Origin of the sequence: Lutibacter sp. A80, assembly GCF_022429645.1 — a bacterium.
Lineage (GTDB): Bacteria > Bacteroidota > Bacteroidia > Flavobacteriales > Flavobacteriaceae > Lutibacter.
Window position 1 is genome coordinate 2,886,609 of the sequence record NZ_CP092480.1, and the last position, 17,521, is coordinate 2,904,129.

The following is a 17,521-nucleotide window of genomic DNA, read 5'->3' on the forward strand; positions in this document are numbered from 1 at the left end:
GTTAAAATACGTGGTTAATGAATTACTTGTCAGTTGAAAATATATCGAAATCGTTTGGAGAATTAACACTTTTTGAAAACATTTCTTTTGGAATTAATAAAGATCAGAAAATTGCTTTTATTGCAAAAAATGGTACCGGTAAAACGTCGATGCTAAATATAATTGCAGGTTTAGATAGCTCCGATACTGGGCAGGTAATTTCTAGAAAGGGTTTAAATATTGAATATTTGTCGCAAGAAGATCATTTAAATGAAGCTTTAACTATTGAGCAAACTATTTTTGATTCGGATAATGAGACTTTGAAAATTATTGAGGAATATGAGCATGCTTTACAAAATCCGGATGACGTAAATGAGTATCAAAGAGCTTTTGAAAAAATGGAACGTTTAAATGCTTGGGATTTTGAAACACAGTTTAAACAAATACTTTCTAAATTAAAATTAGACGATTTAACCAAAAAAGTAGGTGATCTTTCCGGAGGGCAACGTAAGCGTTTGTCTTTGGCTTTAATTTTAATTCATAAACCAGATTTATTAATTTTAGATGAGCCAACCAACCATTTAGATTTAGAAATGATTGAATGGCTTGAAAGTTATTTTGAAAAAGAAAAAATTACCTTATTTATGGTTACACACGACCGCTTTTTTTTAGAACGTGTTTGTAACGAAATTGTGGAGTTAGATAATGGTGGTTTTTATACTTATAAAGGCAATTATTCTAACTATTTGCAAAAAAAAGAAGAACGTATAGAAATTGAACAAGCTACAGTAGATAAAGCTAAAAACTTATTTAAAAAAGAACTTGATTGGATGCGTAGGCAACCAAAAGCCCGTACTACTAAAAGTAAAAGTAGAATTGATGATTTTTATGTAATTAAAGAAGCTGCATCTAAACGTAGAAACGACCACAAAGTACAGTTAGATATTGATATGGAGCGTATGGGAACTAAAATTTTAGAGCTTCATAATATTTCTAAATCGTTTGGAGATTTAAAAATTTTAGACAAATTTGATTACAATTTTTTACGTGGTGAACGTATTGGAATTATTGGTAAAAATGGGACGGGAAAATCTAGTTTCTTAAATGTTATTACCGGAGAAATTCCTACGGATAGTGGTAAGGTTGTTATTGGAGAAACTATAAAATTTGGATACTATACACAAGATGGAATTGTAATTAAACCAGGTCAAAAAGTAATTGAAGTTATTAAGGAATTTGGAGATTATATTCCATTAAAAAAAGGTGGAATTATTTCAGCAGGACAGTTGTTAGAGCGTTTTTTATTTAGTAGAAAACGCCAGTACGATTTTGTTGAAAAATTAAGTGGAGGAGAACGTAAACGTTTGTTTCTATGTACTGTTTTAATTCAGAATCCAAACTTTTTAATTTTAGATGAGCCTACTAACGATCTAGATATTATAACGCTAAATGTGTTGGAAAACTTTTTACTAGATTTTCCAGGTTGTTTATTAGTGGTTTCGCATGACCGTTATTTTATGGATAAAATTGTAGATCATTTATTTGTGTTTAGAGGTAATGGTGTTGTTGAAGATTTTCCTGGTAATTATTCAGATTTTAGAGCTTATGAAGATTCTAAGCCTAAAGAAGAAGCTCCTGTAGTTAAAAAAAATGAACCTGTTGTTGCTGTTAAAACTACTACAAAAGCAAAGCTAACGTATAAAGAAAAAAAGGAATTTGATGGTATTGAAGGTGAAATAGAGAAGTTAAATAAAGAAAAAATTTCGATTGAAGCTAAGTTTTTAGATGGTTCGCTTTCAGGTGAAGAAATTAATGAACTATCAATTAAACTCCAAGAATTAGCAACTGAAATTGATGCTAAAGAGGAGCGTTGGTTTGAGCTTTCTTCTAAGTTAGAAGAGAATTAGTAGTTTTTAGTTGCTAGTTACTGGTTTTGCGTGTTTAATAAGTGTAAATTTTTTTCAATTTAGACATTTCTTTTATTTGTATAAGTGTTAAATATTGTTCACTTAAACTCGAGTGTCATTCCTGTGAAGACAGGAATCTATTTTTACCGAGTATGGATACCTGCCTGCGCAGGTATGACAGCATAAAACACAGCTTTTTAATTTAGAAAACTTATATTTTTTTGAATTTTAGCACAATATATAGTGTCATTCCTGTGAAAAATAGGAATCTATTTTAGCTGAGTTTTGGATATTCGTCCGCGTTTGTATAAGGACAAAACGGCTTATTTTTTTACTTATAAAAGTGTTTAATTATTGGTGAAAAAACCAACCTTAGCTGTTATTTATTTTTAAAGAGTTATGGTTACTTGCCTGTGTAGGTAGGATAATTAAAGTTTTGTTTTATTTACGAAGCTCTTTTTTTTCGATGTTTTTTTAATCTTTTAGGTCCATACCATAACCAAAAGCCAGTTATTGTAAAAAGTAATAGCGCTAGGCCTAGTATTGAGGTGTAAATTACTCTAAAAATTTTTGAAGGAGTGGAGAACCAATTGTCTAAAATTGTTCCGTCGTGTAAATTTTCAATAAAATCGGAATGTCTTTTACCTATATTTAAAACAGTGCCAGTCACACCATCTAATTGAATTTCCCAAGTGTGTTTTTCAAAAATAAATTTTACCATTCCTTTATTTTTTCGAATGTCAATTCTATCTAGTTCTGTAGATAAATTGGGTGCAATAGAATCTTTAAGAACAGCGAGTGCTTTTTTATGTAAAAAATCTACAGGAAGCCATTCTTGTAAATTACTTGAAGTACCTTTGTGAGATTGTGGTGTAATTAAGTTATTACTATGACTTTTCCAGCCAAGTAAAATTCCGGTTATAGCAATTATAAAAAAGAAGATAAAAAGTAAAGCACCAGTAGCTCTGTGTGCTTTTCTAAAGTTTCGTAAAATTTTTGCTTGTGTTTGTCTTGAGTTCAAGTTTTAAAAAGTGTTAATTGGTTACTTTAATTTGATTTTTCAACATTATCAATTACATTTTTTAGATTTAAGCGTTCTTGAGGAAGAAAACCTTTTAAAATTAAGACGATACCGAAAATCATTAAAATTATTCCCATAGCGCGTTTTATTTTATACGTAACTGCGGGTGTTAAGTATTTTTTAAGTTGTTTTGCAAGTGTTATTTTACCAATATCTGTAATAAAATAACTTAATAATATAACCGAAAAGTAATTGAATATTTTTCCAGGATTCATTTGTAAGTTAGAGCCTACAACAACAATCATTCCTAGCCAAAATGCTAAAACACCAATATTTATAAAGTTTAATAAAAAGCCTTTTGCAAAAAGTCTTATATAATTTGTTTTTTCAGGAAGTACCAAAGTTTCATCTTGTACAATTCGTTTTTGACTTTTATCTAAAAAACTAATTATACCATAAATTAGTAAAATTAAACCACCAATATAAAAAAGGCGAGGATCATCTTTAATGCTTTCTAAAAGACTTTTACTACCAAAATAAGCAATTAAAATAAAGGTTATGTCACCTAAAATTACACCTAAGTCAAAAGCAATAGCAGCACGAGCTCCTTTAATAATACTAGTTTGAATTAGCATAAAAAAGACAGGTCCAATCATAAAGGCTAAAAAAAAGCCAATAAATATTGCTTCTTTAATTTCGTTAAATGTCATAGTAATTGTTTAATAAAATCCAATTTACTATAAATATTAAACATCATCATAATCAACAGTAATTTTTTGTGAAGTTGGGTGTGCTTGGCAGGTTAAAATTAAACCTTCTTCAATTTCACTATCCGATAAAATAGAGTTTTTAGCCATTTTTGCTGTTCCTTTAGTTACTTTTCCTAAGCAACTACTACAAATTCCACCTTGGCAAGAGTAAGGAGCATCTAAACCTTGCTCTAAAGCAGCATTTAAAATGGTTGTTTTAGCATCCATATTAAAAGTAGTTTCTTCATCGTCAACAATTATAGTAATTTCAGAAGTTCCTTCAATATTTTTCGAAACTTTTTCTTCGGAAGTTGTAGGTGTTGAAAATAATTCGAAATGAATATTATTTTTATCAATATTGTTTTCAATTAGTGTATCAGTAGCTACCTGAATCATAGCTTCTGGTCCGCATAAAAAAGCATTGTTAAATGTTGTGTTTTTTAATTTATTTTTAACAATATAATTAATGTTTCCTTTGTCAATTCTACCAAATAAAGAATTTTCTTGTTCTTCTTGGCTGTACACATATTGTAAATTTAACCGATCTGGAAAACTGTTATGTAAGTTGTCAATTTCAGTTTTAAAAATAGTTTCAGTAACTGTTTTGTTTCCGTAAATAAGTGTAAAAGTACTATTAGGTTCTTCAGTTAATACTGCTTTTAACATTGCCATAATTGGAGTAATTCCGCTTCCTGCAGCAATAGCTAAATAATTTTTAGTGTTACTTTTACTAGTTTTTAAAATAAACTTGCCTTCTGGTTTTTGAACATCTAAGGTGTCGCCTTCTTTTAAAATGGTATTGGAAAAAACAGAAAATGTACCATTGTCAACGGCTTTTACAGCAACTCTTAATTCGTTACTATTTGGTGCGGAACAGATAGAATATGCACGGCGTAATTCTTCACCATTCAATTCTTTTTTAATATTGAGATACTGACCTGCAGTAAAGGTAAATTCGTTTTTTAATTCGGTAGGAATATCAAATACAATAGAAACCGCGTTTTTAGTTTCTTTTTTGATTTCTTTTATAGTAAGCGTGTAAAATTTCGACATAATCATTTTTATAAGTTTACAAAAGTAGTTAATCTAAAAATAAATTTTTGTTAAAATTAATACCTAAGAAAGTTATACATAAGAAAATTATGTATATATTTGTGATGAATCGTCACAGATAAATTTTATTGGTGGATGTTTTTTTAAGTGTTAGAGTGAATTAAAATGAGCCAAATGCCAAATTTAAAATTGTATAGAGCTTAAATAAAACCTTTATTCAGATTCATTATCAGAATACGCAGTGCTGATAATTAAAAAACAACTACCTATTACACAAATAAACGATTAAACTTTTAAACCAACATAAATGGGAAATCAAAAATTATATAAAGGTTCTTTACAAACCATTATTTTAAAATTATTGGAAGAAAAGGATAAAATGTATGGTTACGAAATTACGCAAAAAGTAAAGGAATTAACCAAAGGGGAGCTTTCAATTACTGAAGGAGCCTTATATCCTGCGCTTCATAAATTAGAAGCTGAAGGTTTGTTAGATGTTGAAGTTGCAAAAGTTGACAATCGATTACGAAAATATTATAAGTTAACTGAAAACGGAACTAAAGAAACCGTAAGTAGGTTGGCTGAAATGGAAGATTTTTTAAGAACCATGCAAACTATTGTAAATCCTAAATTTAGTTTAGAATAAAATTCCTGATATGAAACTTAACAAAGAACAAATAAAGGAAGTAGAAGCTTATTTAAATAACAAAGATGTTGAATATATTGATTTACATTTAGAAGTGTTGGATCATATTTCTACAGCTATTGAAAGTGAAATAGCTGAAAATGAAATTTCATTTAACAATGCTTTTGAAAAAGTAAAAACAAAATGGAATGGAAATTTTAAAAACACAACTAGTTTATGGTTAGGATGGAGAAATAATGGTCCTAAATTACTAATTAATAAATGTATAGAAATTTATAAACCTTTATTTATAAAAGCATTTTTACTTTTACTTTTATTTATAGCGATAGGTACTATTTTAAATTATTCGTTTGAGTACTCAGTAGAAAAATATAAAAGTCTAATTTTCAATTTAATTTCTTTCGTGCTTATTTTATATTGTGTAAGTATCCTTTTTTTGTATGTTAAAATACGATTGGAAAAAATAAAGACTTCTTATAGTTATCTATTTCAGAAACAAATCATGCCAAATTTATTTTCTGTATTAATTTTTATACCATATATAAATGATAGCTACATTACTAGAGATGGTAAATTTAATTTAATAATGTTCGCAATGCTATTTGTATTTTTTTTAACTTTTTTAGGTGCTAGATATTTTTACAAAAACCATTTAAAAGTAGTTTCAAACTATAAAAAATATCAGTTGCAATGAAACTCACCTCAGAACAAATACAAGAACTCTACAAATTTACCCGTCAACATTACGTAGAACATTACGATATGCAAACCGAGTTAGTTGACCATTTAGCAAACGATATTGAACAAATTTGGCAAGAAAAACCAAGTCTTTCTTTTGAAGAAGCTAGAACTATTTCATTCAAAAAATTTGGTGTTTTTGGTTTTATGGATGTGTATGGAGCTAGACAAGGAGCATTGAGTAAAAAGTACATGAAAATATTATGGCTCCATGCTAAAGAGTGGTTTAGATTGCCAAAAATTATAGCAACTATTACCTTTTTTTATTTTTTCTACAGAGGTTTAATTCAGTATGGAGATACATTTGCGCTTTCAGTTTTAGCCGTGGTAGTTGTTTTTGGTTTGGTAAAACATATTCTATTACTTAAAAAAGTAAAAAAAAGACAAAAATTAAGTGGTAAAAAATGGTTGTTAGAAGATATTATTTTTAGAGGCTTATTTTTAGGCGGCGGAATGTTAGGTGTAAATCTGTTTAATATTATTAATATAGCAAGTCCAGATGTTTATAATGTATATTGGGCAATTTTTTATGCTGCTATTTTTACAATAATGGTTGTTTACGTGTATATTAGTGTTGTTGTTTTACCAAAAAAAGCAGAAGAATTATTAATAGAAACGTATCCAGAATATAAAATCGTGTAAATTTACCTGTAACAAATTGTATAAAAAATATACTTATTAACCATAAAGTCACAAAAACTACCCAAATGATTAAACAATTTTTAAATTTTGAATGGAAACAATTTTCCCGTTCATCATACTTCAAAAAAGGTATTGGAATAAAAATTTTACTTGCCTTGGCTGTAATTTATTTTGGAGGAGCTGCCTTACTTTTAGGGGTTGGGCTCTTTTTTATTTTAGAGAAAACAATGCCAGAAATAGATCCAATTATTACGGTAAATAACTTTTTAATTTATTGGTTTATTTTTGATTTGGCACTTCGGTTTTTTATGCAGCAATTACCAGTGATGAATGTAAAACCATTAATGATTATTCCTGTAAAACGAGATGCCGTTATAAATTATTTGTTGAGGAAGACAGCAATTTCATTTTTTAACTTTATACCGCTCTTTATTTTTATTCCTTTTAGTATTGTATTATTAGTAAAAGGTTATCCGGTTTTAAATGTATTATGTTGGTTTTTTGCAGTGGTGTGTTTAGTGTTTTCAAATAATTTTATAAACTTTTTAATTAATAAAAGCAATACGGTTTTTTATGTGTTGCTTACAGTTTTTGCTGCTTTAATTGGTTTGGAGTTTTTTAATATTTTTAAAGTTTCAGAGCCAATAGGTGTAGCTTTTAATGCATTGTATAACAATCCTGTGTTGGCTATTATACCACTTGTTTTAGTATTTGTGCTGTACCGCATTAATTTTAATTTTATACGAAAAGGATTTTATTTAGATGATGCTGTTACAAAAAAAATAGAAGAAGCAAGTGAAGTAGATTTATCGTGGATGGATCGTTTTGGAAGTGTTGCAATTTTTTTAAAAAATGATGTGAAGCTTATTTGGAGAAATGCACGTCCGAAACAAGTATTAATGATGTCTTTTTTATTCTTATTTTACGGATTAATTTTTTACACAAATAAAATGTATAGCGATTCGCCAGCTTGGATAGCATTTGCATCTATATTTGTAACAGGTGGTTTTTTATTAACATTTGGACAGCTAGTACCGTCTTGGGATAGCGAATATTATAAAATGCTAATGAGTCAAAATATTCCGTATAAAAAGTATTTAGAATCTAAATGGTATTTAATGATAGTTGGTGTTGCAATTTCGTTTGTATTAAGCACGCCTTATATATATTTTGGTTGGAAAATTTATGCTATGATTGCCGCTGCAACATTATTTAATATTGGACTTAATTCGTTTATAACTTTATTTGGAGGTGCATTAAATAGAGTTCCTGTAGAGTTAAATGTAAAAGCAAAAGCATTTGGAAATACAAACGGATTTAATCCAACACAAATGTTAATTGCATTACCAAAAATGCTGTTACCAATGTTGTTATTTTACATACCTTATAAGTTAGTGAATTACGAAACCGGAATTATAGTGCTTGGTTTAAGTGGTGTTTTAGGAATTGTTTTTAAAAACTTTTTCTTAACTAAAATTGAAAACATTTACCAAACAGGAAAATACAAAACAGTTGCTGCCTTTAGCGAAAAATAAAATTTAAGAAGATTTAAAAATGATTATAACAAGCGAACTTTCAAAAAAATACGGAGAAAATACGGTTTTAACTATAGATGCTTTAGAAATTCCAAAAGGGCAATCTTTTGGTTTGGTAGGTAATAATGGAGCAGGTAAAACCACTTATTTTAATTTATTGCTAGATTTAATAAAGCCAACAACAGGTCATATAAAAAACAATCAAATTCAAGTAAATGTAAGTGAAGATTGGAAACCTTTTACAGCAGCTTTTATAGATGAAAGTTTTTTAATAGGTTATTTAACACCTGAAGAATACTTCTATTTTATAGGAGAGTTAAGAGGTTTAAACAAAGCTGATATCGATACTTTTTTAAGTCAATTTGAAGAAATTTTTAATGGAGAAATTTTAGGAGGAAAAAAATATTTAAGAGATTTATCGAAAGGAAATCAAAAAAAGGTAGGAATTATAGCTGCTCTAATTGGAAGTCCAGAAGTTATTATTTTAGATGAACCTTTTGCAAATTTAGATCCAACAACACAAATTAGGCTTAAAAAATTATTAAAAGATCTAACCATAAATAGCAATGCAACAGTGTTGATTTCTAGTCACGATTTAGGGCACGTTACCGAAGTTTGTGAACGTATAGTTGTATTAGACAAAGGAGTTGTTGTAAAAGATATTAAAACTTCTGAAGAAACATTAAAAGAGTTAGAGTCTTATTTTTCGGTGTAATCAAATTAAATTCATTGTTTTTTGTATTTTTACAATCCTATTACAATATTAAACAAGGTATTTAGTTAAAGGAAACGTAAAACAGAACTCTTTTGAATAACATTAATAAAATATTTATTAGCATAATTTTAGTGCTTATTGTTGTTGGTTGCTCAACCAAAAAAGATGCATTTTTAAACAGAAATTTTCATGCACTTAATACTAAGTACAATATTCTTTATAATGGACATGAGGCACTTAGAGTTGGCTTAGAGCAATTAAATGCTAATTACGAAGATAATTTTTGGGAGCGCCTACCCGTTGAGCCGCTGGAAGTTGATGAATTGATAATTCCAGGTGTTACACTTGAAGAAAATGCTCCAAAAGAATTTGAAAGAGCAGAAGAAAAAGCAGTAAAAGCCATACAAAAGCACTCGATGCTTATTGCACGTCAAGAAAGAAATAAGCAAATAGACGATGCTTATTTGTTGTTAGGAAAAGCTAGGTATTATTCTAAAAGGTTTGTGCCTGCCTTAGAAGCATTTAATTACGTAATTAGCAATTATCCGAGAGCTAATTTAATAAACGAAACTAAAATTTGGCATGCAAAAACTCAAATTAGATTAAGAAACGAAGAACAAGCTATTGATAATTTAAAAGAGTTATTAGAAGATCCAACTATAAAGCAAAAGATTTTTGAAGATGCGCATACAGCTTTAGCAATGGCTTATATGAGTATAGATAGTTTAGACCTTGCTTTGTATCACTTAAATAAAGGCGTTTTAATTACCAATAAAAATAAAGTTATTGCAAAAGCAATGATTACTCAAAAGAAAACAAATGTAATTAAGCCACAATTGTCTACTAAAAATGCCGAGCAAACCGCTCGTAATCTTTATATTATTGGTCAAATGTATAAAGAGAAAGGTTTAATAGATTCTTCAAATATAGCATTTACAAACATTATAAAATTTAATAGAGCACCTAGAAAATACCAAGCAAGGGCTCAAATAGAAAAGGCTAAAAATTTTGTTACCAAAAAAGATGCTGCAGCTGCAATTGAAGCACTTCAAAAAATGGTAAAAAACACCTATAACAAACCTTATTTAGACGAAATTTACTATCAACTAGGTGTTATTGAAAAATCTAACAACTCTGAGGAAGCAATTACATATTTTAAAAAATCTTTAGAAGCGAGTGAAACATCAAATTACCAAAGAGAATTAACGTATGAAGCTGCTGGAAATTATTATTTTGATAAGGCTAAATTTGCTGTTGCAGGCGCTTATTACGATAGTATTTTGGGTATTACAACTTCAGAAAATTCAAAAAGGATTAGAAGTTTAACTAGAAAAAGAAATAACCTAAACGACGTTATTTTATATGAAAATATAGCAAAAACTAACGATAGTATTTTAACTATTTCAGCAATGAGTATTGAAGATCAAACAGAATTTTTTAGTAATTATATAAAAAAATTAGAAGCTGAAGATGAGAAAAATCAAAAAGTAACAACTACAGGTAGTGGATTTTTTAAAAATTTAGGTTTAAGTAGTAACAACGGTAAGAGTACAGGTAAATGGTATTTTTATAATACGCAGACACTTGGTTTTGGAGAACAAGAATTCAGAAACGTTTGGGGAACTCGTCCGTTAGAAGAAAATTGGAGGTTAAGCGATAAAACACAACTAAATTTTCAAGGAAATAATGTTGCTGCAGAAGTTGGTATAGCTGAAATTGATATTTCTAAAATGTACGATCTTAATTATTATTTAGAGCGTATTCCTTCAGAAAAACCTGTAATTGATAGTTTAAAACAAGAACGAAATAATGCTTATTACAAGCTAGGAGTTATTTATAAAGAGCAATTTAACGAATATGATTTAGCTATTGACAAATTAGAAAATTTACTATTGTTTGAGCCAAATGAGAAAGTTGAAGTTCCTGCAAAATATCATTTATATAAAATGTATGAAGCTCAAAATAATACAAGAGCAATTGTTTTAAAAAAAGATATTACTGTTAACCATCCGGAATCGTTGTACGCAAAAAATATTTTAGATCCGAATTCGGTTTTAACTCAAGATTTAGAAAGTTCTCCTGAAAGTGAATATGCATTGGTTTTTTATGATTATAAAGAGAATAAATTTGATACTGTTTTAGAAAAAGCAACTTTAGCAATAACCAAATATGAGGGTCACGCTATTGTTCCTAAATTTGAATTGTTAAAAGCATATACAATTGGTAAAAAAGAAGGAATTGAAGCTTTTGAAGTAGCCTTAAACTTTGTAGCAACAAATTACCCAAATACAGAGGAAGGAAAAAAAGCATTAGAAGTAGTTGAAACCATAAAATCAAAAATATAATAACCCATAATAATTCAATAATCATGTTTTCAGAAAAAAAAGAAAAGCAATCAGGAGTTTCAGAGCGAAATATAATTGGAAAAAATACATCAATAGTTGGAGATGTAATTTCTGAAGGAGATTTTAGAATTGATGGTAAAGTTAAAGGTACAATAAAAACTAATGGAAGAGTTATAATTGGTAGTTCTGGTTCTGTTAGTGGAAAAGTAGAATGTAGCAATGCAGATATTGAAGGTAATTTCTCGGGAGAATTATTAGTTCATAGTGTTTTATCTTTAAAAGCTACAGCAAAAATATCTGGCGATGTAATTATTGGGAAATTATCTGTTGAGCCAGGTGCAGAGTTCAATGCAACTTGTGCAATGAAAGGGACTGTTAAAGAACTTAAAAATGGACAATCCAAAAAAGAAAAAACAGCTTAATAAATATTTGCAATTAACAGGTGTAGCCATGCAAATGGGTATAACTATCTATTTAGGTGTTTATTTTGGAAAGTGGCTAGATTCTTATTTCGAAACACATAACAAAACTTTTACAATTATACTTACATTATTTGCCTTGGGTGCTTCAATTTGGAGTGTTTTAGCGCAATTAAAAAATATTAATGATAAATACGATTAATCCAATTTTTGTCTTTTGCTTTAAGTTAATTTTACTATTAATTGCTGTTTTTGGAATTCATTTACTTGTTTTAAGTTATTTAAATCTTCCTCTCTTTAGTAATTTAATTTTGGCATCTTATAGTGTAAATTACCTACTTGCAATAATTATATTTATAGCGTTATTTAAGCTGAAAAAAAAATATTTAGACATACTAGGTTTTATATTTATGGGAGGAAGTTTGTTAAAATTTGCAGTTTTTTTTATATTTTTTTTCCCGAATTTTAATAAAAATGGAAGCATTGATAGGTTAGAGTCAGCATCGTTTTTGGTGCCATACCTAGCGTGCTTAGTGCTGGAGGCAATTTATGCATCCAAACTATTGAATAACAAACTGTAAATAGGTTTAAATAGTCCTATTTGTATGGGTAAAACATCCAAAAAATATTTTTTGGATTCTAATATAAAACCGTACATTTGCAAAATATTTTTAGAGAACACAATTAATAAAGTGATATGCACAGAATTAACTTGATAAAAATACTTACGTTACTACTTTTGTTAGTAACAATTTCAGTAAATGCACAACATGATGCTTCAAATGAGGCTCATGGAGAATCTTCTCACGAAGATAAAGATCTTAGAACTGAAATTAAAGAATACATAGCACATCACTTGCTAGATTCGTACGATTTTACATTATTTTCTTGGACAACAGATGCTGGAGAACATAAATATTTTAGTGCTCCATTACCTGTGATTTTGTGGGATGGTGGCTTAAAAGTTTTTTCTTCTTCAAAGTTTAACCACGGAGAAACATTAGCAGAAGTAGATGGAAACTATTACAAGTTATACCATAGTAAAATATATAAAACAGATGCTGTAGGTACTATAAATTACGATGAGGAGCACCATGCAACAAATGTAAAACCGTTAGATTTTTCTATTACTAAAAATGTTGTTTTTATTATAGCTGTTTCTGTATTAATGCTGTTTATTTTTATTAGAATGGCAAAATCTTACCAAAATAATGTATTACCTAAAGGAATTGGCCGCTTGTTAGAGCCTTTAATTGTGTATATTAGAGATGATGTTGCAATTCCTAATATAGGTGAAAAGCATTACAGAAAATACATGAGTTATTTGTTAACAGTGTTTTTCTTTGTATGGATTATAAATTTATTAGGTTTAACACCATTAGGGGTTAATGTAACTAATAATATTGCAGTTACTTTTGCTTTAGCATTAATAACATATTTACTAACAACTTTTACGGCTAATAAAAATTACTGGAAGCATATTTTTTGGATGCCAGGTGTACCAACATTAATGAAAATTATTTTGGCACCAATAGAATTGTTAGGTACATTTATTAAACCATTTTCATTAATGATTCGTTTATATGCAAATATTACAGCAGGTCATATTGTATTAATGAGTATTATTGGTTTAATGTTTATTTTTAAAAGCTGGATTGGTAGTCCATTATCGTTTGGGTTATCATTTGCTTTAGCATTATTAGAATTATTAGTAGCAGCGCTACAAGCATATATTTTCACTATGTTATCTGCACTGTACTTTGGTATGGCAGTAGAAGAACATGATGATCATTAAAATTGAATGTTTAATTAATTAATATATATAAATATGGAAGGTCTAAATTACATTGGAGCTGGTATAATTGTTATCGGTGCCGCTATTGGTATTGGTAGAATTGGAGGACAAGCAATGGAAGCTATTGCACGTCAACCAGAAGCTTCAGGAAAAATTCAAACTGCAATGCTTATTGCTGCAGCTTTGATTGAAGGTATTGGATTTGCTGCTTTATTTGCAGCTTAAGAAAAAATAAATAGCTACAACGGTTGGTTGTAGCTATTATTTAAACTATTAATTAAAGAATAACAAAACATAAAAAATGGATAAGTTAATAGAACAGTTTTCTTTAGGGTTATTTTTCTGGCAATTAATTTTATTTATTGTCTTAGTACTTGTATTGCATAAATTTGCTTGGAAACCTATTTTAAACTCAGTTAATGAAAGAGAAGATGGTATAAAAGATGCATTAGACGAAGCTGAAAATGCTCGTAAAGAAATGCAGAACCTAACAGCAGATAACGAACGTATTTTAAAAGAAGCTCGTGCACAACGAGACACACTTTTAAAAGAAGCTCGTGAAATGAAAGAAGGTATTATAGCTGATGCTAAAAATGAAGCACAACAACAAGCAACTAAAATAGTTGAACAAGCACAAGAAACTATCCAAGCAGAAAAGCAAGCTGCAATTTCAGACTTAAAAAATCAAGTATCTGAATTATCAGTAAGTATTGCAGAAAAAGTTGTTAAAGGTGAGTTAGCAGATAAAAACAAGCAAATTAAACTTGTTGAAGAGCTATTAAAAGAAGTAACTATTAGCTAATAAAATTTAAATGGGATCTAGAGCAGCAGTAAGATATGCAAAAGCAATATTAAGTTTTGCACTTGAACAATCAAAAGAAGTTGAAGTGAATAACGATATGTTGGTGGTTGTTAGTACAATTGAAGAAAGTAAAGATTTACAGTTGGTTTTAAGTAGTCCAGTTTTAAAATCGGAACTAAAAAAGACTGCCTTAAAAGAAGTTTTCTCTTCAAAAGTATCTGGTGTAACTATGGGCTTAATAGATCTTTTAGTTGAAAATAAAAGATTGTCAATTTTAACTGATGTAGCAAAAAAATATACCGTTATTTTTGATGAGCTAAAGGGAATTGAAGTAGCAAAAGTTACTACAGCAGTTCCTTTAACAGAAGCTTTAAACGCACAGGTACTTGCAAAAATTAAAGAAACAACTGGCAAAGAAGCAACTATAGAAAACACTGTAGATCCTGATATAATTGGTGGATTTATATTACGTATTGGAGATGTTCAATACGATGCAAGTATTTCAAATAAATTACAAGTATTAAAAAGACAATTTGAAAATTAATATTTTCGAATTTATAAAAAAAAGATTTTAGTTTTAAAAAATATATAAAATGGCATCAATAAAACCAGCTGAAGTATCAGCGATTTTAAAACAACAATTAGCAGGATTTGAAGCATCAGCTTCATTAGACGAAGTAGGAACTGTATTACAAGTAGGTGATGGTATTGCACGTGTGTATGGTTTGGCAAATGTTCAATATGGTGAGCTAGTTGAGTTTCAAGATGGATTAGAAGGAATTGTACTAAACTTGGAAGAAGACAATGTAGGTGTTGTTTTATTAGGGCACTCTTCTGCAGTTAAAGAAGGTTCTACTGTAAAACGTACTGAACGTATTGCTTCATTAAAAGTAGGTGAAGGAATTGTTGGTCGTGTAGTAAATACTTTAGGTTTTCCAATTGATGGTAAAGGTGCTATTCAAGGAGAAACTTTTGAAATGCCATTAGAGCGTAAGGCTCCAGGTGTTGTTTTCCGTGAGCCAGTAACTGAACCATTACAAACTGGTTTAAAAGCTGTTGATGCAATGATTCCTGTTGGTAGAGGGCAACGTGAACTTATTATTGGTGACCGTCAAACTGGTAAATCAACAGTAGCTATTGATACTATTATCAATCAAAAAGAATTTTACGATGCTGGTGTTCCAGTATATTGTATATACGTTGCAATTGGTCAAAAAGCATCTACGGTTGCTGGAATTGCAAATTTATTAGAAGAAAAAGGAGCAATGGCTTATACAACAATTATTGCTGCTAATGCATCTGACCCTGCTGCAATGCAAGTATATGCTCCAATGGGAGGTGCTGCAATTGGAGAATATTTTAGAGATACAGGTCGTCCGGCTTTAATTGTTTATGATGATTTATCTAAACAAGCTGTTGCATACCGTGAAATTTCTTTATTATTACGTCGTCCACCAGGACGTGAGGCATACCCAGGGGATGTTTTTTACTTACACTCTCGTTTATTAGAACGTGCTGCAAAAGTTATTAATGACGATACTATTGCTGCTCAAATGAATGATGTACCTGATTCTTTAAAAGGAAAAATTAAAGGTGGTGGTTCATTAACAGCTTTACCAATTATTGAAACACAAGCAGGTGACGTTTCGGCATATATTCCAACAAACGTAATCTCAATTACTGATGGACAGATTTTCTTAGATGGAGATTTATTCAACTCAGGTGTACGTCCAGCTATTAACGTAGGTATTTCAGTATCTCGTGTTGGTGGTAACGCACAAATTAAATCAATGAAAAAAGTAGCAGGTACTTTAAAATTAGACCAAGCTCAATTTCGTGAATTAGAAGCGTTTGCAAAATTTGGTTCAGATTTAGATGCAGCTACAATGAATGTAATTTCAAAAGGACAACGTAACGTTGAAATTTTGAAACAAGCACAAGCTGATCCTTTTAAAGTTGAAGATCAAATTGCAATTATTTATGCAGGTTCTAAAAACTTATTAAAAGATGTTCCTGTAGAAAAAATTAAAGAATTTGAAAGCGATTATATTCAATTTTTAAACGCTAAGCACAGAGATACATTAGATATTTTAAAGGCTGGTAAATTAACTGATGAGGTTATTGATACTTTAACAATTGCAGCAAAAGAGGTTTCAGAAAAATACGCATAATTAAGATTTTAGTATTAAGTATTGAGAGGAAATTTTCAATACTTAATACTTATAGATACCAGAAATAAATGGCAAACTTAAAAGAAATACGTAACAGAATTACATCCATTGGTTCAACAATGCAAATTACTAGTGCCATGAAAATGGTATCTGCTGCAAAGTTGAAAAAAGCACAAGATGCAATTACGCAAATGCGTCCGTATGCCGAAAAACTTACAGAACTTTTACAAAATTTAAGTGCAACTTTAAGTAGTGAAGTAGGTGGAGTTTATTCTGAGCAAAGAGAGGTTTCAAAAGTATTATTAGTTGTAATTACGTCTAATAGAGGGTTGTGTGGAGGATTTAATTCTTCTATAGTTAAAGGAGCAACTAAACATATTAACGATTTTTACAGCAATAAACAAGTAGACCTATTAACAATAGGTAAAAAAGGAAACGATCTTTTAGCTAAAAAATATACTGTTATTGAAAATAATAATGATATTTTTGATGAGTTGACATTTGAGAATGTTGCTGCTATAGCAAACAATATAATGGAAATGTTTGCTGAAGGTGATTATGATAAAGTTGAATTAATTTACAATAGGTTTAAAAATGCTGCTACACAAATTACTACTGTAGAACAATTTTTACCAATTGAACCAATAGAAGGCGAAATAGTTTCAAATGCAGATTACATTTTTGAGCCATCTAAACCAGAAATTGTATTAGAATTGATTCCTAAATCATTAAAAACTCAATTATACAAAGCACTTAGAGATTCTTTTGCTTCTGAACATGGTGCACGTATGACTGCGATGCATAAAGCAACGGATAACGCTACAGATTTACGTGACGAGTTATTATTAACTTACAACAAAGCACGTCAAGCTGCCATTACTAACGAAATATTAGAAATTGTTGGTGGGGCTGAGGCTTTGAACAATTAGACGCAGCGTGGAAGATTAGTCTACAAATCTTCATTCTAAATTAAGATAAATTGAAAAAATATATAAAAGAGCTTT

General features: G+C 29.4%; 19 protein-coding genes. 16 read left to right on the forward strand and 3 right to left on the reverse strand.

Translation table 11 applies throughout. The features are described from left to right. Positions 1–17 precede the first annotated feature (17 nt). Positions 18–1,886: an ABC-F family ATP-binding cassette domain-containing protein gene (locus MHL31_RS11905; protein WP_240226174.1), complete on the forward strand. Its 1,869-nt coding sequence runs from the start codon at positions 18–20 to the stop codon at positions 1,884–1,886. 445 nt (positions 1,887–2,331) lie between these two features. Here MHL31_RS11905 and MHL31_RS11910 read toward each other — a convergent pair whose 3' ends face one another. The 3 genes from MHL31_RS11910 to MHL31_RS11920 are packed head-to-tail and all read right to left on the reverse strand — an operon-like array spanning position 2,332 to position 4,709. Beyond that, on the reverse strand, positions 2,332–2,907 hold the full coding sequence (locus MHL31_RS11910; protein ID WP_240226175.1) for a PepSY domain-containing protein: 576 nt from the start codon (positions 2,905–2,907) through the stop codon (positions 2,332–2,334). 26 nt (positions 2,908–2,933) lie between these two features. After that, complete coding sequence (locus MHL31_RS11915) at positions 2,934–3,617, reverse strand: LysE family translocator (protein WP_240226176.1); 684 nt, start codon at positions 3,615–3,617, stop codon at positions 2,934–2,936. Between the two features lie 36 nt (positions 3,618–3,653). Next, positions 3,654–4,709, reverse strand: coding sequence for a 2Fe-2S iron-sulfur cluster-binding protein (locus MHL31_RS11920; RefSeq protein ID WP_240226177.1), 1,056 nt, complete (start codon positions 4,707–4,709; stop codon positions 3,654–3,656). A gap of 307 nt (positions 4,710–5,016) precedes the next feature. On the opposite strand from MHL31_RS11920, the gene MHL31_RS11925 reads away from it, so the two are divergent. The 15 genes from MHL31_RS11925 (at position 5,017) to atpG (ending at position 17,446) form a co-directional block, all read left to right on the forward strand. Beyond that, on the forward strand, positions 5,017–5,355 hold the full coding sequence (locus tag MHL31_RS11925; RefSeq protein WP_240226178.1) for a PadR family transcriptional regulator: 339 nt from the start codon (positions 5,017–5,019) through the stop codon (positions 5,353–5,355). A 10-nt stretch (positions 5,356–5,365) separates the two neighbouring features. Then, positions 5,366–6,049, forward strand: coding sequence for a hypothetical protein (locus MHL31_RS11930; protein WP_240226179.1), 684 nt, complete (start codon positions 5,366–5,368; stop codon positions 6,047–6,049). After that, positions 6,046–6,735 carry a hypothetical protein gene (locus tag MHL31_RS11935; RefSeq protein WP_240226180.1) on the forward strand — a complete coding sequence of 230 codons (690 nt, stop codon included), beginning with the start codon at positions 6,046–6,048 and terminating at the stop codon, positions 6,733–6,735. The genes MHL31_RS11930 and MHL31_RS11935 overlap by 4 nt, the downstream gene beginning before the upstream one ends. A gap of 65 nt (positions 6,736–6,800) precedes the next feature. Beyond that, positions 6,801–8,270 carry a DUF5687 family protein gene (locus MHL31_RS11940; protein WP_240226181.1) on the forward strand — a complete coding sequence of 490 codons (1,470 nt, stop codon included), beginning with the start codon at positions 6,801–6,803 and terminating at the stop codon, positions 8,268–8,270. 19 nt (positions 8,271–8,289) lie between these two features. Then, on the forward strand, positions 8,290–8,985 hold the full coding sequence (locus MHL31_RS11945) for an ABC transporter ATP-binding protein (protein WP_240226182.1): 696 nt from the start codon (positions 8,290–8,292) through the stop codon (positions 8,983–8,985). A gap of 92 nt (positions 8,986–9,077) precedes the next feature. Further along, entirely contained in the window at positions 9,078–11,330 is a 2,253-nt protein-coding gene (locus MHL31_RS11950) for a tetratricopeptide repeat protein (RefSeq protein WP_240226183.1), read from the forward strand. Between the two features lie 23 nt (positions 11,331–11,353). After that, complete coding sequence (locus tag MHL31_RS11955; protein WP_240226184.1) at positions 11,354–11,752, forward strand: polymer-forming cytoskeletal protein; 399 nt, start codon at positions 11,354–11,356, stop codon at positions 11,750–11,752. Continuing rightward, positions 11,721–11,951 carry an AtpZ/AtpI family protein gene (locus MHL31_RS11960; protein ID WP_240226185.1) on the forward strand — a complete coding sequence of 77 codons (231 nt, stop codon included), beginning with the start codon at positions 11,721–11,723 and terminating at the stop codon, positions 11,949–11,951. The genes MHL31_RS11955 and MHL31_RS11960 overlap by 32 nt, the downstream gene beginning before the upstream one ends. After that, the gene (locus MHL31_RS11965; RefSeq protein WP_240226186.1) at positions 11,935–12,330 is read left to right on the forward strand and encodes a DUF6168 family protein; all 396 of its coding nucleotides are present in this window, start codon (positions 11,935–11,937) and stop codon (positions 12,328–12,330) included. Before MHL31_RS11960 ends, MHL31_RS11965 begins: the two co-directional genes overlap by 17 nt. Positions 12,331–12,446: 116 nt before the next feature. After that, the gene (gene atpB, locus MHL31_RS11970) at positions 12,447–13,544 is read left to right on the forward strand and encodes a F0F1 ATP synthase subunit A (RefSeq protein WP_240226187.1); all 1,098 of its coding nucleotides are present in this window, start codon (positions 12,447–12,449) and stop codon (positions 13,542–13,544) included. A gap of 33 nt (positions 13,545–13,577) precedes the next feature. Then, complete coding sequence (atpE, locus tag MHL31_RS11975; protein WP_240226188.1) at positions 13,578–13,769, forward strand: ATP synthase F0 subunit C; 192 nt, start codon at positions 13,578–13,580, stop codon at positions 13,767–13,769. 76 nt (positions 13,770–13,845) lie between these two features. Then, positions 13,846–14,346, forward strand: coding sequence for a F0F1 ATP synthase subunit B (locus MHL31_RS11980; protein WP_240226189.1), 501 nt, complete (start codon positions 13,846–13,848; stop codon positions 14,344–14,346). 10 nt (positions 14,347–14,356) lie between these two features. Next, the gene (gene atpH / locus MHL31_RS11985) at positions 14,357–14,890 is read left to right on the forward strand and encodes an ATP synthase F1 subunit delta (protein WP_240226190.1); all 534 of its coding nucleotides are present in this window, start codon (positions 14,357–14,359) and stop codon (positions 14,888–14,890) included. A 49-nt stretch (positions 14,891–14,939) separates the two neighbouring features. Further along, positions 14,940–16,517, forward strand: coding sequence for a F0F1 ATP synthase subunit alpha (atpA, locus tag MHL31_RS11990; RefSeq protein ID WP_240226191.1), 1,578 nt, complete (start codon positions 14,940–14,942; stop codon positions 16,515–16,517). A 68-nt stretch (positions 16,518–16,585) separates the two neighbouring features. Further along, complete coding sequence (atpG, locus tag MHL31_RS11995) at positions 16,586–17,446, forward strand: ATP synthase F1 subunit gamma (protein WP_240226192.1); 861 nt, start codon at positions 16,586–16,588, stop codon at positions 17,444–17,446. Positions 17,447–17,521 lie beyond the last annotated feature (75 nt).